The sequence below is a fragment of the Oscillospiraceae bacterium genome, assembly GCA_015068645.1.
Taxonomy (GTDB): domain Bacteria; phylum Bacillota; class Clostridia; order UMGS1840; family UMGS1840; genus SIG452.
In genome coordinates, this window is sequence record SVKD01000001.1 from 35575 (window position 1) to 54986 (window position 19412).

The 19412-nt window shown below is 37.7% G+C and carries 15 protein-coding genes; all 15 read left to right on the forward strand.

Annotation, left to right across the window (positions count from 1 at the left end; translation table 11 throughout):
• Positions 1 to 60 precede the first annotated feature (60 nt).
• Positions 61 to 1359 (forward strand): amidohydrolase, encoded by a 1299-nt coding sequence (locus E7413_00195; GenBank protein ID MBE7018286.1) that lies wholly within the window; start codon positions 61 to 63, stop codon positions 1357 to 1359.
• A gap of 349 nt (positions 1360 to 1708) precedes the next feature.
• Entirely contained in the window at positions 1709 to 2233 is a 525-nt protein-coding gene (locus E7413_00200) for a folate family ECF transporter S component (protein ID MBE7018287.1), read from the forward strand.
• 3 nt (positions 2234 to 2236) lie between these two features.
• A complete protein-coding gene (locus E7413_00205) occupies positions 2237 to 3493 on the forward strand; it encodes a bifunctional folylpolyglutamate synthase/dihydrofolate synthase (GenBank protein ID MBE7018288.1) in 1257 nt (418 codons plus the stop codon).
• A gap of 120 nt (positions 3494 to 3613) precedes the next feature.
• On the forward strand, positions 3614 to 6655 hold the full coding sequence (locus E7413_00210; protein MBE7018289.1) for a chromosome segregation protein SMC: 3042 nt from the start codon (positions 3614 to 3616) through the stop codon (positions 6653 to 6655).
• Positions 6656 to 6667: 12 nt separating this feature from the next.
• Positions 6668 to 7573 (forward strand): signal recognition particle-docking protein FtsY, encoded by a 906-nt coding sequence (gene ftsY, locus E7413_00215; GenBank protein MBE7018290.1) that lies wholly within the window; start codon positions 6668 to 6670, stop codon positions 7571 to 7573.
• Between the two features lie 54 nt (positions 7574 to 7627).
• Positions 7628 to 10459, forward strand: coding sequence for a hypothetical protein (locus E7413_00220; GenBank protein ID MBE7018291.1), 2832 nt, complete (start codon positions 7628 to 7630; stop codon positions 10457 to 10459).
• Between the two features lie 62 nt (positions 10460 to 10521).
• Positions 10522 to 11316 carry a glutamate 5-kinase gene (gene proB / locus E7413_00225; protein ID MBE7018292.1) on the forward strand — a complete coding sequence of 265 codons (795 nt, stop codon included), beginning with the start codon at positions 10522 to 10524 and terminating at the stop codon, positions 11314 to 11316.
• The gene (locus E7413_00230) at positions 11317 to 12558 is read left to right on the forward strand and encodes a glutamate-5-semialdehyde dehydrogenase (protein MBE7018293.1); all 1242 of its coding nucleotides are present in this window, start codon (positions 11317 to 11319) and stop codon (positions 12556 to 12558) included.
• A 50-nt stretch (positions 12559 to 12608) separates the two neighbouring features.
• On the forward strand, positions 12609 to 13880 hold the full coding sequence (gene obgE, locus E7413_00235; protein MBE7018294.1) for a GTPase ObgE: 1272 nt from the start codon (positions 12609 to 12611) through the stop codon (positions 13878 to 13880).
• Positions 13881 to 13974: 94 nt separating this feature from the next.
• On the forward strand, positions 13975 to 15480 hold the full coding sequence (locus E7413_00240; protein MBE7018295.1) for an IMP dehydrogenase: 1506 nt from the start codon (positions 13975 to 13977) through the stop codon (positions 15478 to 15480).
• A gap of 213 nt (positions 15481 to 15693) precedes the next feature.
• Entirely contained in the window at positions 15694 to 16704 is a 1011-nt protein-coding gene (gene gap / locus E7413_00245; GenBank protein MBE7018296.1) for a type I glyceraldehyde-3-phosphate dehydrogenase, read from the forward strand.
• A gap of 150 nt (positions 16705 to 16854) precedes the next feature.
• Positions 16855 to 17208 carry a hypothetical protein gene (locus E7413_00250; GenBank protein MBE7018297.1) on the forward strand — a complete coding sequence of 118 codons (354 nt, stop codon included), beginning with the start codon at positions 16855 to 16857 and terminating at the stop codon, positions 17206 to 17208.
• Positions 17209 to 17389: 181 nt separating this feature from the next.
• Positions 17390 to 17866 (forward strand): hypothetical protein, encoded by a 477-nt coding sequence (locus E7413_00255; protein ID MBE7018298.1) that lies wholly within the window; start codon positions 17390 to 17392, stop codon positions 17864 to 17866.
• An 85-nt stretch (positions 17867 to 17951) separates the two neighbouring features.
• Complete coding sequence (locus tag E7413_00260) at positions 17952 to 18323, forward strand: hypothetical protein (GenBank protein MBE7018299.1); 372 nt, start codon at positions 17952 to 17954, stop codon at positions 18321 to 18323.
• Positions 18324 to 18444: 121 nt separating this feature from the next.
• Positions 18445 to 19386: a DMT family transporter gene (locus E7413_00265; GenBank protein ID MBE7018300.1), complete on the forward strand. Its 942-nt coding sequence runs from the start codon at positions 18445 to 18447 to the stop codon at positions 19384 to 19386.
• The last annotated feature ends 26 nt before the right edge of the window (positions 19387 to 19412 follow it).

The following is a 19412-nucleotide window of genomic DNA, read 5'->3' on the forward strand; positions in this document are numbered from 1 at the left end:
TTGACAAGAGCAATAAATGGTGTTATAATAATAACAATCATATAAACAGGAGAATTTTTTATGATTACTGTACTCAATCAAAAATTGTATAACACCATAGAAGAACAAAAAGAACAAATTTTATCCATTGCAGAAGAAATCTTGAAAAATCCTGAGATAGGATATTTTGAAGAAAAAACATCTGCTTTGGTAAGAAAAACCTTTGAGGATTTAGAAATTTCTTATGAATATCCGTTAGCCCTAACCGGTGTAAAAGCCACTTTGGATACCAAAAAAGAAGGGCCTAATGTTTGCATTATCGGAGAAATGGATTCTTTGATTTGTAAAGGACATCCTTTCTGTGATGAAGAGGGGAAAGCTCATGCCTGCGGACATCATGCCCAGATTGCGGCAATGCTTGGTGCGGCAATTGGACTCAAAAAAAGCGATGTTTACAAAGAACTGTGCGGTAAAATTACTTTTATGGCGGTACCTGCTGAGGAATTTATTGATTTATCTTCCCGTAAGGAATTAAAATCACAGGGGAAAATTGAATATTTTGGCGGTAAGCAACAGCTTTTTTTGGAAGGTGCTTTTCGTGATGTAGATATCGTCTTAATGATTCACGCTCAAACAGAAGCTCCCGAAGGAAAATTCTATTCCAGAACCTCTAATCTTGGCTTTATGGCAAAAACCATTACCTTCCGCGGAAAAGCGGCACACGGAAGCCGTCCCGATGAAGGTGTAAATGCCTTAAATGCGGCGGCACTTGCCATTTTGGGGATCCATTCCAACCGTGACACCTTTACCGAGGAAGAACATATTCGTATTCATCCCATTATCACCAAAGGCGGTGACGTGGTGAATTCCGTTCCTGATGAGGTATGCATTGAAACTTATGTTCGTGGTGCCACTTTCGACGCCATCAGAAAAGGTAGTGATGCAGTAAACCGTGCAGTATACGGTGCGGCTCAGATGATTGGTGCAGAAGCAACCGTTGAAGATATGCTTGGCTTTTTACCCTTAAAAGAAAGCAATGAAATCAATGATGTGATGGACGAAGTTGCCAAAGAGGTGTTGGGAGAAGATTCTTTAGTACCAGGTGTGCCTGCAGTGGGGTCTTCTGATATCGGGGATGTAAGTTGTGTGATTCCTACTGTTCAGCCATCCATTGGTGGTTTTTCGGGAACCATTCATTCCAAAGATTTTTTGGTAAACAATCCCGATGTTGCTTATATCGGAGCAGCTAAAATTTTAGCTGCCACTGCAGTTGAGTTATTGAAAGATGGTGCCAAAGCTGCAAAAAAAGTTATTGAAAACTTCCATCCCTTATTTACGCAGGATGAATACTTAGCCTATTTAAAACGTGGCAAAATATAAAGAGAAAAGGCGAATTGTGATTGGGTGTCACAATTCGTTTTTTTTATGAAAAAATTGTATTATTTCGAAGAAAAGAGAGAATTATCTATTGACAAAATCGATGGTTGGGTGTATGATTATTATCGTTGGAATTTGATTCCAAAATAAGCAGAGTAGGAAATAATGCGTTAAGTGAAAAGAGAACGGGAAGTTGTCTCTTTTACGAAAGATTGTTGTGGTGAAAACACCAAAAAATCTGCGATGTTATTTCCGCATTCCGTTGCTACAAAAGAATACACAAGCCGTTTCTTTCAGCCTGATTCGGCTATTTGCGTCCTTTTTGTAGTGTGGTACAAGAAAGGATTTTTTTATGTCTAAAACTACAAATTTAAGAAGAATGGTCATTTTGGCATTCCTGATTGCACTCAACATTGTGTTGGTCAGAGTGCTTTCTTTTCAGACTCCTGTATCTCGTTTGGATTTTGGTTTTTTACCCATTTCTGTGGCAGGTGCAATGTTTGGTCCCGTTTGGGGCGGAATTACAGGCGGTTTAGCAGATATTGGCGGAATGCTCTTTAATGCCAAAGGAATGGCATTCTTTTTCGGTTGGACACTCAATGCAATTTTACACGGCGTGTTTTACGGACTGTTTCTTTATAAAAAGAAGAAAACGCTGATTCGTGTTTTGTTATGTGTGTTAATCAAGGGCGTTTTCGTGGATTTATTTTTGGGAAGTATTTGGGGCGCAATTTTCCGTGGCGGTATACATTTAATAGATGCGGTTGCATGGGAGCGTTTCATTGTTTTTATGATTAAAGCGCCTATTGAAATTATCACAGGTTATTTATTTTTTAAAGTGTTGTCTCCTCAGGTGAGGGAATTAAAAGAGGTGTAAAAGTTGAAACAGACAACCAAACAAGATTTTGTAAGTTATGCCAACAGTTTTCAAACAGTTATTAACTTGGGGTTGGAGAGAATTTCAGCATTGTTAAACTGCGTTGGGAATCCTCAGGATAAGCTTTCTGTAATTCACGTGGCAGGAACCAACGGAAAAGGTTCTGTGTGTGCTTTTTTGCAAACGATATTGACCAAATCAGGTAAAAAAACCGGAAAATTTATTTCCCCCAATATGCTACGGGTGAATGAACGAATTTCCATCGACGGTGAGGAAATTTCGGATAAAGATTTGAATCGTCTTTTATTAAAAATTGAGAGCCATCTTCCCACAGTTAAAGAAGCAACAGGAGAGATTCCTTCTCAGTTTGAAGTGTGGACCGCGGTTGCATTTTGCTATTTTTTGGAGCAAAACTGTGATGTTGTCGTGTTGGAAACAGGCCTTGGCGGTCGTTATGACGCAACTAATGTTGTAACAAAACCTCTTTGCACTGTGATTACCAGAATTGCCGTTGACCATGTGGCATATTTAGGGGACACCATTTCTAAAATTGCATATGAAAAGGCCGGGATTATCAAAGAGGGGATTCCTCTTGTAACTTTGCCTCAGGATGAGGAAACTATGGCAGTATTAAAACAGGTTGCCCAGGAGAAAAAAGCTCCTGTTTACGTCACCAGTTCGCCTGAAATCGGAATTTTACAAAACGCTTGCGAAACTTTTTCATACGATGGAATTGACAATCTTATTTGTGGTATTTCAGGTTATCATCAAGTTGAAAATGCTTGTCTTGCTGTAGAAACTGCTTTACGTTTGGGTGTTAGTGAAAATTGCATCCGAGATGGAGTGGAAAAAGCACGTCATATTGGTAGGCTGGAGTTGGTAGAAGACGGCATTTTATTTGACGGTGCTCATAATCTGAATGGTATGCTTGCTTTGAAAAAAAGCTTGGACAGATATTATCCAAACATCGAAAAGATTTTTGTATCCGCATTTATGAAGGATAAAGACATTCGTGAAAGTTTGGCTGTATTTTCAGGAGAAGCATTTTATTTCACTGCAGTAGCAGATAATGAGCGAAGTGAAACACCTGAAAATTTATGCAAAATCGGTGCAGACATCGGAGTGATTGCAACAGCCTTTGCGGATTTGCAGACCGCAATTTCCAAAGCAAAAAAAACGGGGAAAATGATTGTGGTGTGCGGTTCGTTATACCTCTATCAGGATTTATATAAAATTATTGAAAAAAACGGTAAAAAATAATAGAAAAATAACAGAAAAATTCGTGGAAAACACTTGCATTTTCCACGAATTTTTGTTATAATAAAATGATTCAATTTAACTTGGAGTAAAAAATGATCATCAGGAAAGGAAAACTTCGGTATGTATTTGAAAACCATTGAACTAAACGGCTTCAAATCTTTTCCCGATAAAACAGTATTAGACTTTACAGGGGGCGTTACCACCATTGTTGGACCCAACGGCAGCGGAAAGAGTAATATTTCTGATGCAATTCGTTGGGTTTTGGGGGAATCCCGTGCAAAGTCTCTTCGTGGTGGTAATATGCAGGATGTTATTTTTTCCGGTACTGCCAGAAGAAAACCTATGAATTATGCCGAAGTTTCTGTAACAATAGATAACTCTGACCACGCTTTACAGATAGACTTTGATGAGGTTATGGTTACCCGTCGGGTTTATCGTTCCGGTGAAGGAGAATATTTCATTAATAAATCGCCTTGCAGAATGAAAGACATCAATGAGCTTTTTATGGATACCGGTCTGGGACGTGATGGGTACTCCATTGTCGGGCAGGGGAAAATTGATGAAATTATATCTGGAAAACCACAGGAAAGACGCAACTTTTTTGAGGAAGCTGCCGGAATTTCCAAATATCGCCACAAAAAAGATGAAGCAGAAAGAAAATTGAATCAAACAAACGATAACCTGCTTCGTTTAAATGATATTTTGTCTGAACTGGAGCAGCGTCTTCCTGGTTTAGAAAAGTCTTCGAAGAAAGCGGCAACTTACTTAGCATTAAAAGACGAGCTTCGGATTTTAGAAATCCGTTATTGGTGTAGCTATATCAAAAAATACCGAGAAATGTTGTCAGAGTTGGATGCTAAAAATCAAAAACTGACATTGGATATGAATGTTGCAACCAAGCGTATTGAAGATTTGGATCAAGCGGCTTTGAAATTAAGCCAAAAGCGTCGGGAAGCAGATTTGTTGACCGAAGAGTTTCATAAAAAAGAAAAAGATTATGAATACAATATTGCAGCATTTGAAAATCAGATCACCTTATATCAGGTGGAAATTGAACGTAATATCAGAGATATTGAACGTTTACATAACGAAAAAGAAACCGATAAAATGCGTTTAACTCGGTATGAAGCCCTGATTTCAGACCGTGAAGATAAAATTAATCAGTTAAAAGAAAATCGTCAGAATATTGAATCTGAAATGGAAACTTTTTCTCATCTTCAGAAGGAAATTGACGGATTATATCAGGATGTTACTGATCTTCAGAATCACCTGGAAGAAAACCGTAAAAAACGTTCTGAGCTTACCGTAGAGAGAAATACCAAGCAGGGAAAGGTTATGTATCTTTCTGAAATGGAGAAAAACTACGAAGGCTATCAAAAAAGCGTTAAAGAAATTTTTTCGGCTTCCAAAAATGGACTGTTACCCGATGTTACACTTCACGGTACACTTGCAGATATTATCAAAGCAGATAAGAAAACTGCACTGGCATTTGATGCTGTGTTAGGAAATTCTTTGCAAAATATTGTTGTGGAAGACGAGGGAGATGCCAAACAGGCAATCAACTATCTGAAAAAGCATGAACTTGGTCGTGTTACCTTCTTACCTGTAAAAACCGTGAAAGAGCGAGATTATAATTTCGGTGAGGCTTTAAGGGAAAACGGTGTTGTGGGAAAAGCCACTGAATTAGTTTCTTATCAGGACAAATTTAAAGGTGTTGTGTCTGGGCTTTTGGGAAAAACACTGGTCGTGGATAACTATCAGGCAGCAGCACATATTTCCGGAAAATATCAGCATAGTTTCAGAATTGTTACGCTGACAGGAGAAGTTTTTAATGCAGGTGGATCTATTGTTGGCGGACAGATTTTAAAATCTGCGGGTTTTTTATCAAAAAGCGCCAATATTGCCGAATTAAAAAACGAAATCAAACAAATTGATAAAACCCTTTTAAAAATGGTGCAGGAAGAAACGGATCTTACTTATTCGATTGATTCCAAAAAACTTCAGGCAGAAACTCTTTCTGAGGGACTCACAGAATTAAATCAGAAAAAAGCGTATTTGACCTTTATTGAGCAGGGAATTCGTGACGAGATAGAACATCAGAAAACGGTTCTCACTGAGAAAGAAGAATACGAGTCTGCGCTCCGTCATAAAAATCATGAGGCTGATAATTTAATTCAAAGAAATGAAGCTTTAACCGAAGATATTGCGTTTAAGCAAGAACAAATTCAGCAAGAAGAGCAATATTTGAAGAACACCATAGCGGAACTGGAAGGGATTCGGTTGCAAAAGGAATCTATTGATGAAACCTTTATTGCGCAACAAGACGCGCAGAAGCAGGCTCGTGATGCTTTGTTGGTGTTAGAGCAGGAGCTCGCAAAATTAACTGTAAAAACTGAAAAAATTCAGAATGATATTGAAGTTTACACGGAGAATTTGTGGGAACAATATGAGTTAACTTATTCTCAAGGATTGGAACTGGTTTCTACCGAAGAAGGCGAAAGTGAAAACGAACGCAAAAAAATCAGTGAACTAAAATCCAAAATAAAATCTTTGGGAGATGTCAACTTATCCTCTGTGGAAGAGTATCGTGAAGTAAATGAACGATACACCTTTATGAAAAAACAAGAAGAAGATTTAAAAAATGCCAAGGAAGAATTGGAAACCTTGATTTCGGATATGCTTTCCATTATGAAAACAGATTTTACCACACAGTTTCATTTGATTCACGAAAACTTCAAAGAAACTTTCCAAGCACTTTTCAATGGTGGAAATGCATCTTTGAAATTAACTGAACCTGATAACGTATTGGAAAGCGGTATCGAAATTATCGTACAACCTCCGGGCAAAAAACTGGAAAGTATCTCGTTGTTGTCCGGTGGTGAAAAAGCATTCACAGCTATTGCGTTATTATTTTCTGTATTGAGTTTAAAACCGTTGCCGTTTTGCGTATTTGATGAAATTGAAGCGGCGTTGGATGAAGTCAATGTGTATCGTTTTGCTGAGTATATCAAGAGCTACAAAAATAAAACACAGTTCATCTTGGTATCTCATCGTAGAGGTACTATGGAAAATGCAGATAATTTGTATGGAGTTACTATGCAGGAAAAAGGAGTTACCAAATTGGTTTCCTTAAAAATGAAAGATGTTATTATGGAAAACTAAAGGAGAAAAGCGATGTTTTTTATCGATAAATTTAAACGTGGAATTGCTAAAACCAAAAAAGCAATGTCAGAAGGAATCAACAATGCCTTTAAAATCTTCAAAAAAATTGATGAAGAATTATATGATGAATTAGAAGAAATTTTAATCTTATCTGATATCAGCGCAGAAAGTTCCGCTTATATTATTGAAGAATTGCGCGCACGGGTAAAGCAGAAGCGATTGACTGAAGCGGATGAAGTGAAAAAGGAAATGAAAGCGATTATAGCAGAAATTTTATCACCGGATCATGCTTTGAAAAAAGAAAATAAACCTTATATTATGATCTTGGTAGGTGTAAACGGAGCAGGGAAAACCACAACTGCCGGAAAGCTTGCACATCAGTTTTCCAAAGAGGGAAAATCCGTTATTCTGGCAGCAGCAGACACCTTCCGTGCAGCTGCAACCGAACAGTTAGAAGTTTGGGCACAAAGAAGTGGTGCAGATTTCTTCTGCGGAGAAGCTGAGCAAGATCCTGCATCTGTGGTTTATCAAGCGGCAGAACATCTGAAAAAGACAGGAAAAGATGTATTAATTTGTGATACCGCCGGACGCCTTCAGACCAAAAAAGGTTTAATGGATGAGTTATCCAAAATGCATCGTATTTTAAAACAGCAGACCGGAGCAGAATTCATAGAATCCCTTTTGGTGGTGGAAGCTGCTACCGGACAGAATGCTTTGCTTCAAGCGCAAAGTTTTTCGGAAGCAGCAGGCCTTACCGGATTGATTTTAACAAAGCTTGACGGAACTGCAAAAGGCGGTGTTATTATTCCGTTGGTTCAGAAAACAGGATTACCGGTTAAAATGATCGGTGTAGGGGAGCAGTTAGAAGATTTAATGGATTTCGATCCTATTTCGTATGCAGAGGAATTATTCGACTAACAGATTAAAAAACTTTTTGTTGCGATGAAGAGGTGAATATCAGTGACTAAGGGAATGAAGAAAACAATTGTGGGCTTATCAATTGGCTTTTCTGTGGTATTGTTGTTGGTGCTTGTTTTAGCAGGTTGTAATTATTATGTAGAGTATACTCAAATCAAAGAGATTGGATCTAATTTTGGATCTGTTTTTTCAAGAAACGTAATGACGCAGACGATTGTTCAGTTTACAAGCTTTATTATTGTGCTGTTTGCTATATTCTTTAGTTTAATGAGGGTTCGCAAAACAATGCTGAAAGAAGATGAAGAGACATTTCATTTTTTGGAACCAGTATTTCCTATTTGGTTAATTTCCTTTATTTTCGCAATTATTGCAAGCAATCTGATTAATAAAGCCATTTATTCTAATTTTTTGATGTTTGCAAATACCACCGAATGGGGAATTTCTGATCCGATTTTCGGTCAGGATATTTCTTATTATGTATTTATTCGTCCGTTTCTGATATCAGTGTTGGACAGTTTGATGGGGCTTGCCATTTTTATCGCCGGATTTGTTGCAGTTTTTTATGTTTTGCTTTATGGTAGACTTGGAATTACCAATTTAAAAGCACTTGGTAAAAATAAAAAGATTGTATCTCATATTGTTTTTAACTTGTTAATGATTATTTTGATCCGATTGCTTTCTTATCGTTTCCGAGCGGAAGATATTCTGTTTTCTGAGTTTGCCAATATGACCGGTGCCGGTTTTACGCATGTTAATATCTGGTTAAAATATTATATGGCAGTTCCCTATATCAGTATTTTGATTGTTGGCGGTATTCTTTTTTTCGTGAATAAAGGAAAATATAAATATTCCGTCTATACTGCATTGATTTTTCCCGTAATTGTGATTGCGGTAACAGCCAGTGCGTTGATTACCCAACATTTTCAAGTAAATCCTGCGGAAGCACAAGTGGAAGCACCGTATACCAGCCATCATATTACCGCTACCCGTACAGCCTATGGATTAGCTGATATTGAGAAAAAAAATTTCCCTATCGATAATACCTTTCAGGCACAGGATGTGATTTCTCATAACGAAGAAATCGGTCAGATTTCTTTGTTGGATCCTGTTGTTTCTCAAGATATTTTAGGACAGTTGCAGGGTATCAGAAATTATTATGAGTTCCTTGATGTTGATACTGTTGCTTACAAAATTGATGGACAGAAAGAGGCTGTGATGATTTCTCCCAGAGAATTGAGAAAACTGGATGAATCTCCCACATCACAGCAATACAGTAACGATAAAATGCATTTTACTCACGGTTACGGTATAGTTGCTTTTCCGGCAAATCAAATCACCGAAGCGGGACATCCGGTTTTATATGTAAAAGATACGCCGATTTTATCTTCTGTTACAGATATTAAAGTTTCAGAGCCCAGAATCTATTACAGTGAATATCGGGATGATTATTCGGTTGTGAATACAGCGATTAAAGAGTTTGACCACTTGAAAAACGGTCAAAAAGTGGAAACTGAATACAGTGGTGAATCCGGAATTCCGATGACGTTTATGAATCGGATGCTTTTTGCGTTTCGATATGGAGATTATCAGTTATTTGCATCGAAGCACATTACTCCGGAAAGCAAACTGTTGATTAATACAAATGTAATAGATAGAGTTAAAGTTGCAGCACCTTTTTTAAATTTTGATGAGAATCCTTATATTTTAGCAGATGCAAACGGTCGATTAAAATGGATTGTGGATGCATATACCACCACCAATTATTTTCCTTATGCAAAAATCCTTGAAAATGAATCCTTCGAGGATGAATTTAACTATATTCGTAATTCCGCAAAAGCGGTGGTAGATGCCTATGACGGGACAGTTCAAATTTACATTACTGATCCTACGGATAAGTTAATCACGGTATATCAAAAAATATATCCGGAAGTATTTACGAAGGAGGATTTTCCTGAAGATTTAAAATATAGTATGCGTTATCCCGAAACTTATTTTAAGATTCAAACGGAGATTTTAAAAGAATATCATATTCAGGATGCTGTTACATTTTTCAACCGTTCTGATAATTGGGAGATTGCCAAAGAAATACGTTCAGAAACATCTTCCTGGAAAGACAGCATTTCTGAAGATCAGCAAAAATCTGCAGTTAAGCCATCATATCAGATGGTTACTACAGATGGTAAACAAAATTTGAAATTGATGATTCCGTTTACCGTTGAGGGGAAAGATAATATGGTTGCCTGGTTTTCTGCCGGATCTGACGGCGATTGCTATGGAAAACTTACATTGTATGAGATTCCGCAGGAAAGCACAGTATACGGTCCGCTCCAAATAGAAAAACGTATCAATTCCGACCCGGAGATTGATGGGGCTATGTCTGTTTTTGGGTCCGGAGAATCTACTATTATTCGCGGCAATTTAATTACGGTTCCGATTGAAAATTCTATTTTATATGTAGAGCCTATTTATGTTACTGCCGGAAAAAATACGTTTCCGGAATTAAAGAAAGTAGTTGCTGCTTATGACAGTAAAATAGCTATCGGACCGACATTAGATGAAGCAGTAGCAGCGTTATTCCCTGTGGAGGGTTCTGTGAATTCACCGGAAACGGAAACAGTGACAGCTGGATCAGGTACGCCTTCGCAAGATACCGTTCAGCCGATACAACCGGTGGATCCAATCAATCCAATTGAGCAAATTCAGCCTGAAAATTCAGATATTACGGATGTTCAGAAGGTGACCGATGCATTCCGCAAGGTTCAGGAAGCGTCTCAAACCAATGATTGGGAAGCTTTTGGAAAAGCGATGAATGATTTGGAAGTGATTATTAACGAATTAAATGGCATCGAAAGTGATTTGACAACAGCAGAAGAAGCTGCATCCTGATGCCACCTATTTGAGATTTCTCAAGCTTTTATTTTTTAATGACACGTGGAGAGAGTTAGAGTATGAGACAGTTAACTTCAAATACCGTGGTGATAAAAATCGGAACAAGTTCCTTGACTTATGATAACGGTAAAATGAATTACAGAAGAATCGAAAAATTGGTAATGGTATTATCCGACCTTCAGAATCAGGGGAAAAAAGTTGTTCTGGTTTCTTCCGGTGCGATTGGTGTTGGTGTAGCAAAGCTAAACCTTCCCAAGCGTCCTACCGAAGTGAAAGAAAAACAGGCAACTGCTGCTGTAGGTCAATGTCAGTTAATGGCAATTTACGATAAGTTTTTTGCTCAGTACGGACAGGATGTTGCGCAGATTCTGATCACCAAATATATAATTGATAATGAACATTCCCGTCACAATGCAGAAAACACATTTTCTGCATTATTGGAAATGGGGGTCATTCCTATTGTAAATGAAAATGACGTAATTTCTACCGAAGAGATTGAGTTCGGCGACAATGATACCTTATCTGCTTATGTAGCTCGGTTAGTAGGTGCCGATTTACTAATTATCTTAACGGATATTGATGGCTATTATAATGACAATCCTAAGATGAATCCTGAAGCTAAACTGATTTCTGATATTTACGAAATTACGGACGAAGTAAAAGCAAAAGCAGGTGGTGCAGGTTCAAAAATGGGAACCGGCGGAATGTATACCAAGATACTTGCGGCAGAAATTGCAAAAAAAGATGAAATTACTACTGTAATTGCGCAAGGTGATGATCCGGAAATTATTTATCAGATTATTGATGGAGAGCCGGTTGGAACCGCTTTTCACAGCAGAAAGGAGACGGTATAAATGGAATTAAGAGAACAAGCTTTGTTAGCGAAAGAAGCAAGTTACCAACTGTCTCTTGTAGGGATTTCTCAGAAGAATGATGCATTGTTGAAGATTGCGGATTATTTACTTACCAACACTGATTACATCTTAGAAGAAAATGAAAAAGATATTGCAAATGCAGAAGTAAACGGTGTTCGTCCTACAATGATTGACCGTCTGCGGTTGACGAAAGAACGTATTTGTGATATGGCGAAAGGTGTTCGGCAGGTTGCTGCATTAAAGGACCCTGTTGGTGAAGTTATCAATATGACGGAACGTCCCAACGGATTGGTAATCGGTAAAAAACGTGTTCCCCTCGGTTTGGTTGGTATTATTTACGAAGCACGTCCTAATGTTACCGTGGATGCAGTTTGCTTAACCTTAAAGACTGGGAATGCTACCTTGCTTCGCGGTGGGAAGGAAGCGCTTTGCTCCAATCTGGCTTTAACCAAAGTGATGAAGGAAGCTATCGTTTCGGCAGGACTTCCTGAAAGTACAGTTGAACTTTTATCCGATACCAGTCGTGAAACTGCCAAGGAAATGATGAAATTAAACGGCATTGTGGATGTGCTGATTCCCAGAGGCGGAGCAGGCTTAATTAAGACTGTAGTAGAAAATGCAACAGTTCCCGTAATTGAAACAGGAACAGGGAACTGTCATACTTTTGTGGATGATTCTGCAGATTTAGATATGGCTCTTTCGATTTTAGTGAATGCCAAAACCCAACGTCCGTCTGTATGTAATGCCTGCGAAAGTTTATTGGTTTCTGAAAAAATTGCTGATAAATTTTTGCCCATGGCGAAAAAAGCATTGGAAGAAAAAGGCGTAGAACTTCGCGGTTGCGAAAAAACCTTGCAGTTAATTTCTGTAAATCCTGCAACTGATGAGGATTTCTACACCGAATATAATGATTTAATTTTATCGGTGAAAATTGTTTCCGGGATCGATGAAGCAATTGCTCACATCAATTCTCATAATACGAAGCATTCTGAGTGTATCGTAACAAGTAGCTATGAAAATTCACAAAAATTCTTAAAATCGATAGACGCGGCAGCGGTTTATGTAAATGCTTCTACCCGTTTTACTGATGGATTTGAATTTGGTTACGGTGCTGAAATTGGTATTTCTACCCAGAAGCTTCACGCAAGAGGGCCAATGGGATTAGAAGCACTGACCACGGTAAAATATATTATTTACGGAAACGGTCAGATTCGCAGTTAGTTTTGAATTTTTGGATAGATTATAGAAGAGATTAGAAGGGAGGAATCCTGATGTTTGTTGATATGGCGCGAATTTTCGTTAAGGCCGGTAATGGCGGAAACGGTGCAGTTGCCTTTCATCGGGAAAAATACGTGGCATCCGGCGGACCCGACGGTGGTGACGGAGGAAAAGGTGGCGACGTTATTTTTGTTGCGGATCGGAATTTATCAACCTTAATGGATTTTCGTTATAAAAGAAAGTATGCTGCTGAGCACGGCGGAAACGGCGCAGGAGGTAACTGTACCGGAAAAGACGGTGCGGATTTAATCATTAAAGTTCCTGTTGGTACTGCAATTAAAGATAGTGACTTAGGTGTTTATCTGGCAGACTTATCTGAAGACGGAAAACGTGTTGTGATTGCGAAAGGCGGAAAAGGCGGTTTTGGGAATGCTAAATTTGCAACTCCCAAACGTCAGGCACCCCGTTTTGCAAAACCCGGCAGAAAAGGGGAAGAATTAAATATTGAATTGGAGCTTAAGATGCTGGCAGATGTTGGTTTATTAGGATTCCCGAATGTTGGAAAATCCACTTTGCTTTCAATGGTAAGTTCCTGCAAACCTAAAATTGCAAATTATCATTTTACCACCTTAATTCCTAATTTAGGCGTTGTGGATTTCGGAGAAGGGGAAAGCTTTGTAATGGCAGATATTCCCGGTATTATTGAAGGTGCCAGTGAAGGTGTTGGCTTGGGACATGCTTTCTTGCGGCACACCGAACGCACACGATTACTTCTTCATGTAATTGATGTTTCCGGTTTTGAAGGTCGTGATCCGATTGAAGATTTTAGGACTATCAATGAAGAATTAAAACAGTATTCCGAGCGTCTTTCCCAAAAGGAACAGATTGTGGTAGGAAATAAAATTGATTTGGTTTATGATAAAGAAACGTTGGATGATTTTCGTGCAAAAATGGAAGCAGATGGATATAAAGTATTCTTTATTTCAGGTGCTACCCGTGAGGGTGTGGATGAGTTGATGGCATATACCAGAGAACGCCTGTCTCAGATTCCGCCGGAAGAAGCGGTTGAAGTAGTAGACAGGGAACTCTTAATTCGTGAATCAGAAGAACCCTTTACCATTATTCGTGAAAACGATGTCTTCATTTTAGAAGGGGATTTACCGGAAAAACTGATTAATTCCACCAACTTTACTGATTATGAATCTCTCCAGTATCTCCAGAGAGCATTGATTAAATCAGGAATTATTGCTGCTTTGAAAGAAAAAGGAGCGAAAGAAGGGGATACCATCATCATTGATGATACCCAGTTTGACTTTGTAGAATAAATCTTAGGAAAAATATTGACAAGATTCGAGAAATGTTGTAAAATAGATTCAATAATCATTTTTGATTCCAAAAAGAGAAAGAAGGAGAAGAACAGTGGCTTATTTTTTTGAAAATCAATCTCACACTTTCAGTGAATATCTGTTAGTTCCGGGATATTCTTCCTGTGAATGTATTCCGGATAAGGTTAGTCTAAAAACGCCGTTGGTAAAATATAAAAAAGGGCAGGAAGAATGCCCGATTAGTTTGAATATTCCAATGGTTTCTGCGATTATGCAGTCTGTATCCGGTGAAAAACTGGCAGTTGCTTTGGCGATGGAAGGCGGCGTTTCATTTATTTACGGATCCCAGACCATTGAAGAAGAAGCAGAAATGGTTCGTCGTGTAAAAGCACATAAAGCAGGTTTTGTATACAGCGATTCTAATATTAAACCCGACCAGACTTTAGCAGATATTTTAGAACTTTTGGAAAAAACAGGTCACTCCACCGTGGCAGTTACCGATAACGGAAAACCCAACGGCAAATTGTTAGGTGTGATCACCTCCAGAGACTACCGTGTATCCAGACTTTCTATGGATGTGAAAGTTTCTGAACTGATGACTCCATTAGAAAAACTGATTACCGGTAATAAAAATACTACTTTAAAAGAAGCAAATGATATTATTTGGGATAATAAATTAAATTCTTTACCGATCGTGGATGATAACGGTAATCTGATGTATTTCGTATTCCGTAAAGACTATTCTTCTCATAAGGAAAATCCGTTGGAATTATTAGATGCAGATAAACGTTATATTGTAGGTGCGGGGATTAATACCCGTGACTACGAAGAAAGAATTCCCGCTTTGGTAGAAGCCGGTGCAGACGTGTTGTGTATCGACTCTTCCGAAGGTTACACCGAATGGCAGAAACGTACCTTAGAATTTGCAAGAGCAAAATACGGAGATAAAATCAAAATTGGTGCGGGCAACGTTGTAGATGCAGAAGGATTCCGTTTCTTAGCAGAAGCAGGTGCGGATTTTATTAAAGTTGGTATCGGTGGCGGTTCCATTTGTATTACTCGCGAAACCAAAGGTATCGGTCGCGGACAGGCAACCAGCGTGATTGATGTTGCAAAAGCAAGAGACGAATATTTTAAAGAAACCGGCATTTATGTTCCTATTTGTTCTGATGGCGGTATCGTACATGATTACCATATTACTTTAGCATTAGCGATGGGGTCTGACTTTGTAATGCTGGGAAGATATTTCTCTCGTTTTGATGAAAGTCCGACTCAGAAAGTAAATATTAATGGTAACTATTTTAAAGAATATTGGGGCGAAGGTTCTAACCGTGCAAGAAACTGGCAAAGATATGACAGTGGCGGACAGGCAAAATTATCTTTTGAAGAAGGCGTTGACTCCTATGTTCCTTATGCAGGTTCCTTAAGAGACAACGTAAGTGTTACCTTAAAAAAAGTAAAATCCACTATGTGTAACTGTGGTGCATTAACCATCGAAGAATTGCAAGAAAAAGCAAAACTTACCTTAGTTTCCTCTACCAGTATTGTGGAAGGTGGCGCACATGACGTTATCTTAAAAGACAAAGCTATCGGAAAATAAAAGTCAAAACTTGTGAATTTTAACGAAAATCCAAATTTTCAAAAAATTTCCAAGAAAAAGCTTGATATTCTTTTCACAATATAGTATAATAAATAGGCTGTTTGGAATGAGTGACCAATTCCAAATCTAAATCAGTTAAAAAAATTTATATATGGCAAAAATGCCAAGTATGTAAGAAAGGAATGTGCCGCAAAATCGGCACAGGTGTTAATCATGAAAGCAAGAGTTGGTATTAACGGATTCGGTAGAATCGGTAGATTAGTATTCAGAGCTGCAATGGAAAACGGCAAAGTTGACGTTGTTGCTATCAATGACCCGTTCATTGACTTAGAATACATGGTTTATATGCTCAGATATGACTCTATCCATGGTCAGTTCAAAGGCGATATCGAAATTAAAGGTGACAAATTAGTTGTAAACGGTAAAGAAATCGACGTTTACGCTTCTATGAAACCCGAAGAAATTCCGTGGGCTGCTTCTAAAGTAGACTTCGTTGCAGAAGCTACCGGTGTATTCACCACTTTAGAAACTGCAGAAGCTCACATCAAAGCTGGTGCTAAAAAAGTAGTTATCACTGCTCCTTCTAAGGATGCTCCTATGTTTGTTATGGGTGTTAACAACACTTCTTACGACAGCTCTATGAAAATCATTTCTAACGCATCTTGCACCACTAACTGTTTAGCTCCTTTAGCTAAAGTTATCAACGACAAATTCGGTCTGGTTGAAGGTTTAATGACTACCGTTCATTCCACCACCGCTACTCAGAAAACCGTTGACGGTCCTTCCAAAAAAGACTGGAGAGGCGGTAGAGCAGCAGCTGGTAATATCATTCCTTCTTCTACCGGTGCTGCAAAAGCTGTAGGTAAAGTTATTCCTGAATTAAACGGTAAATTAACCGGTATGGCTTTCCGTGTTCCCACTTTAGACGTATCTGTTGTTGACTTAACCTGTACTTTAGCAAAACCTGCAACCTACGATGAAATCGTAGCTGCTGTAAAAGAAGCTGCAGACGGCGAAATGAAAGGTATCTTAGGTTATACTAACGATGCAGTTGTTTCTTCCGATATGATCCACGATTCCAGAACCTCTATCTTTGATATTGATGCAGGTATCGCATTAAACGATAAATTCGTGAAATTAGTATCTTGGTACGATAACGAATGGGGTTACTCCAATAAAGTTGTTGACCTGATTGCTTATGCATACGGCGTAGACAACAAATAATTAAATCTTTGTTTTAAAAAAAGGTGTTTCCAACTTGGGAACACCTTTTTTGTATTTTCGGATGCTACTTGCCAACAGTTATTTTTTATGATATAATAAATAAAATTGAATTACAAATGAAAAATATCGGGTAATCATGGAAGTGTGATCATGAAAAAACTTAAAATAACTGTTTTAATCATAATATCTGCATTTGTATTATTTTGGATTGGTTCAATTGCTATGTGTGAATATAATACATATAAGTATGGTGAATTTTTTAGAAATATAAAAATACACGATATTGGCGGAGAAGGATATTTGGATGATTGCAAGATAAAAGTTTTAAAGTATAACAACGATTACGCTAAAGTATATGCTGTTTTTGAAAATGACATAAATGAAGTTGGTTTACTTTATTACTTTACAAAAAATGAGGATGGCAATTGGATTTTTGATTCCTATGATACTGTATATTCAACGACAGGAAGTGCTGATGGGTTTATTTGGCCGTATGGAAGATAAAATTAAAATTGTTGGTCTTGGATTAACACAATGCATTACAAAATGTCAAAAATTGTTGAAAGATATTGAAAAGGATATCCGTTTTTTGGTACATTCGATATGATAAACTGTAATAAAAGGAATTTATTATGAATATTTGCAGTATAAAATATCAAATGTTTTTATGAAAGGTGTGTGTATGATGAAATGGTATGAACCATTGATATGGGATGAATTTCTAAGCTATTTTTCGGATGAGTCTGTTTCTTATTTCAAAATTGTGAATGGGGAAAGAGTTGTTGACCAGATGCTGGAGAACTATCGTGAAGTTGTTTGGGGCCTTACGACCGGAGATAACTCAATAAGACTAAAATATGAAGCTGATTTTATAGAAGTTTTGATTGAGGAAATGTCTGAGTATAGGTACAGAGCGTTTATGCACTATGTACAATGCAAAGATGCACCCGGCATAATTGGCAACATATGGAAAAGTGAATTCTGCACTTTTTTTCGTGACCAAAATGTAGATATGGAAAGAATGTCGGCTGATGAATTAGCGGCATGCATTATGTATCCATTTTGGGGAAGATGGGGTTCTGATTATATAGATAATCTTAATCTGGAAAATGGTAGATTAAAAGATGCCGTTTTAATGCTTGCTAAAAAAGAGTCATTTTAGTCCAAACTTAGCACAAGCTGTTTGCATCTAAACCTTATGCCTCGCTATATGGATATGTCGAATATTGTCGAAAGGAGGCGATAGTGTGAAAAAGTTTTTTAGAAAATTTATAAAAGAAAAACGGGCAGTTCCTCAAATGCCTGAATGGAACGAGATTGTTAAAATGCTTTATGACAAAAATCTTGATTGTTTTGACGATGAAATTGTAAGGGTTATTTATTCAAAAGATAAGGCAATGAGATATATAGTGTTGAAAAGTGGTACAGGTTTCTTTAGCTATCGTCTTGAGAAAATATATCAGCTTGACGAAGAAGAATGGAGTTATAGATGCAGTTTTGATTTAACACCAGCATTCTGGCAGGATGTCGATTATGGAAACAAGTCGATTTTTTCTACTTTGGAAGATGCCTTAAACGAACTGAAACAAGAAGCAGAATATAAGTTTTTTCGTTCTTAACTTAACACGAACTTGACACCCAAAAGGGTTTCATCTAAACCTTATGTGTCGCAATCACTAAACAAGATTGGCTTCTTGATTATATAGTCTTTATAAAAAAATCTTTATACGAGGAAACAGTATGAACTCTGAAAGAAATTCATTTTTTTCTAATCCAATAAGTGTCGCCCTGATTGCTTGCTTTTGCTGTGCACTATGGGGGAGCGCAACTCCGTTTATTAAAATTGGATCTCCTTTGATGATACCTGATGACAAAATTGCATCGACGATGTTATTTGCCGGAATCCGTTTCTTTTTAGCAGGGTGTATGGTAATATTATATAGTTGTATTACCTGTCGTAGATTTGTGGCTCCGAAAATTAAAAACATCAGAAAAATTACATGGGTTGCAATGTTTCAAACAGTAATTCAGTATGTATTCTTTTATATTGGAGTTGCCAATACGACAGCAGTAAAAGCGACTTTGGGCAGTGGGTGCGGCAGCTTTTCTGCAATTTTGGTTACAACGCTTATTTTTCGTTCCGAAAAATTAACTTTGAAAAAGCTTTTAGCGTGTCTGATTGGTTTTTTGGGAATTTTGTTAGTACATTTTGACGGATTGGATTTTACAATGAATTTTTTAGGAGACGGCTTCGTGCTGTTGGCAACAATTGCTTACGGGGTATCCGCTTCTTTGATAAAGCGTTACTCAGATTTAGAAAGTCCTGTTGTGATTAGTGGTTATCAGTTTTTGATCGGTGGATTGATTATGACGGCAATCGGCATTTTATTTGGTGGTACAGTTATTTTTTCAGATTTTATTTCTTGGTATATTTTGTTGTATCTGGCATTATTATCTGCCGTGGCTTATTCTTTATGGGGAATTTTATTAAAGTATAATCCTTTGTCTAAAGTTGCAGTGTATGGATTTATGATTCCTGTATTTGGCGTGATTTTATCGCAATTAATCTTAACGGAAAACAGTAGTCTTCCTGTCTGGAGATTATATGTTGCTTTAGTCCTGGTTAGTTTTGGCATTTATTGGTTAAATTACGAACCAAAGCAAAAGAAGCGATTATTTTGATACATTTTTGAACTGTTTTTTTAAGA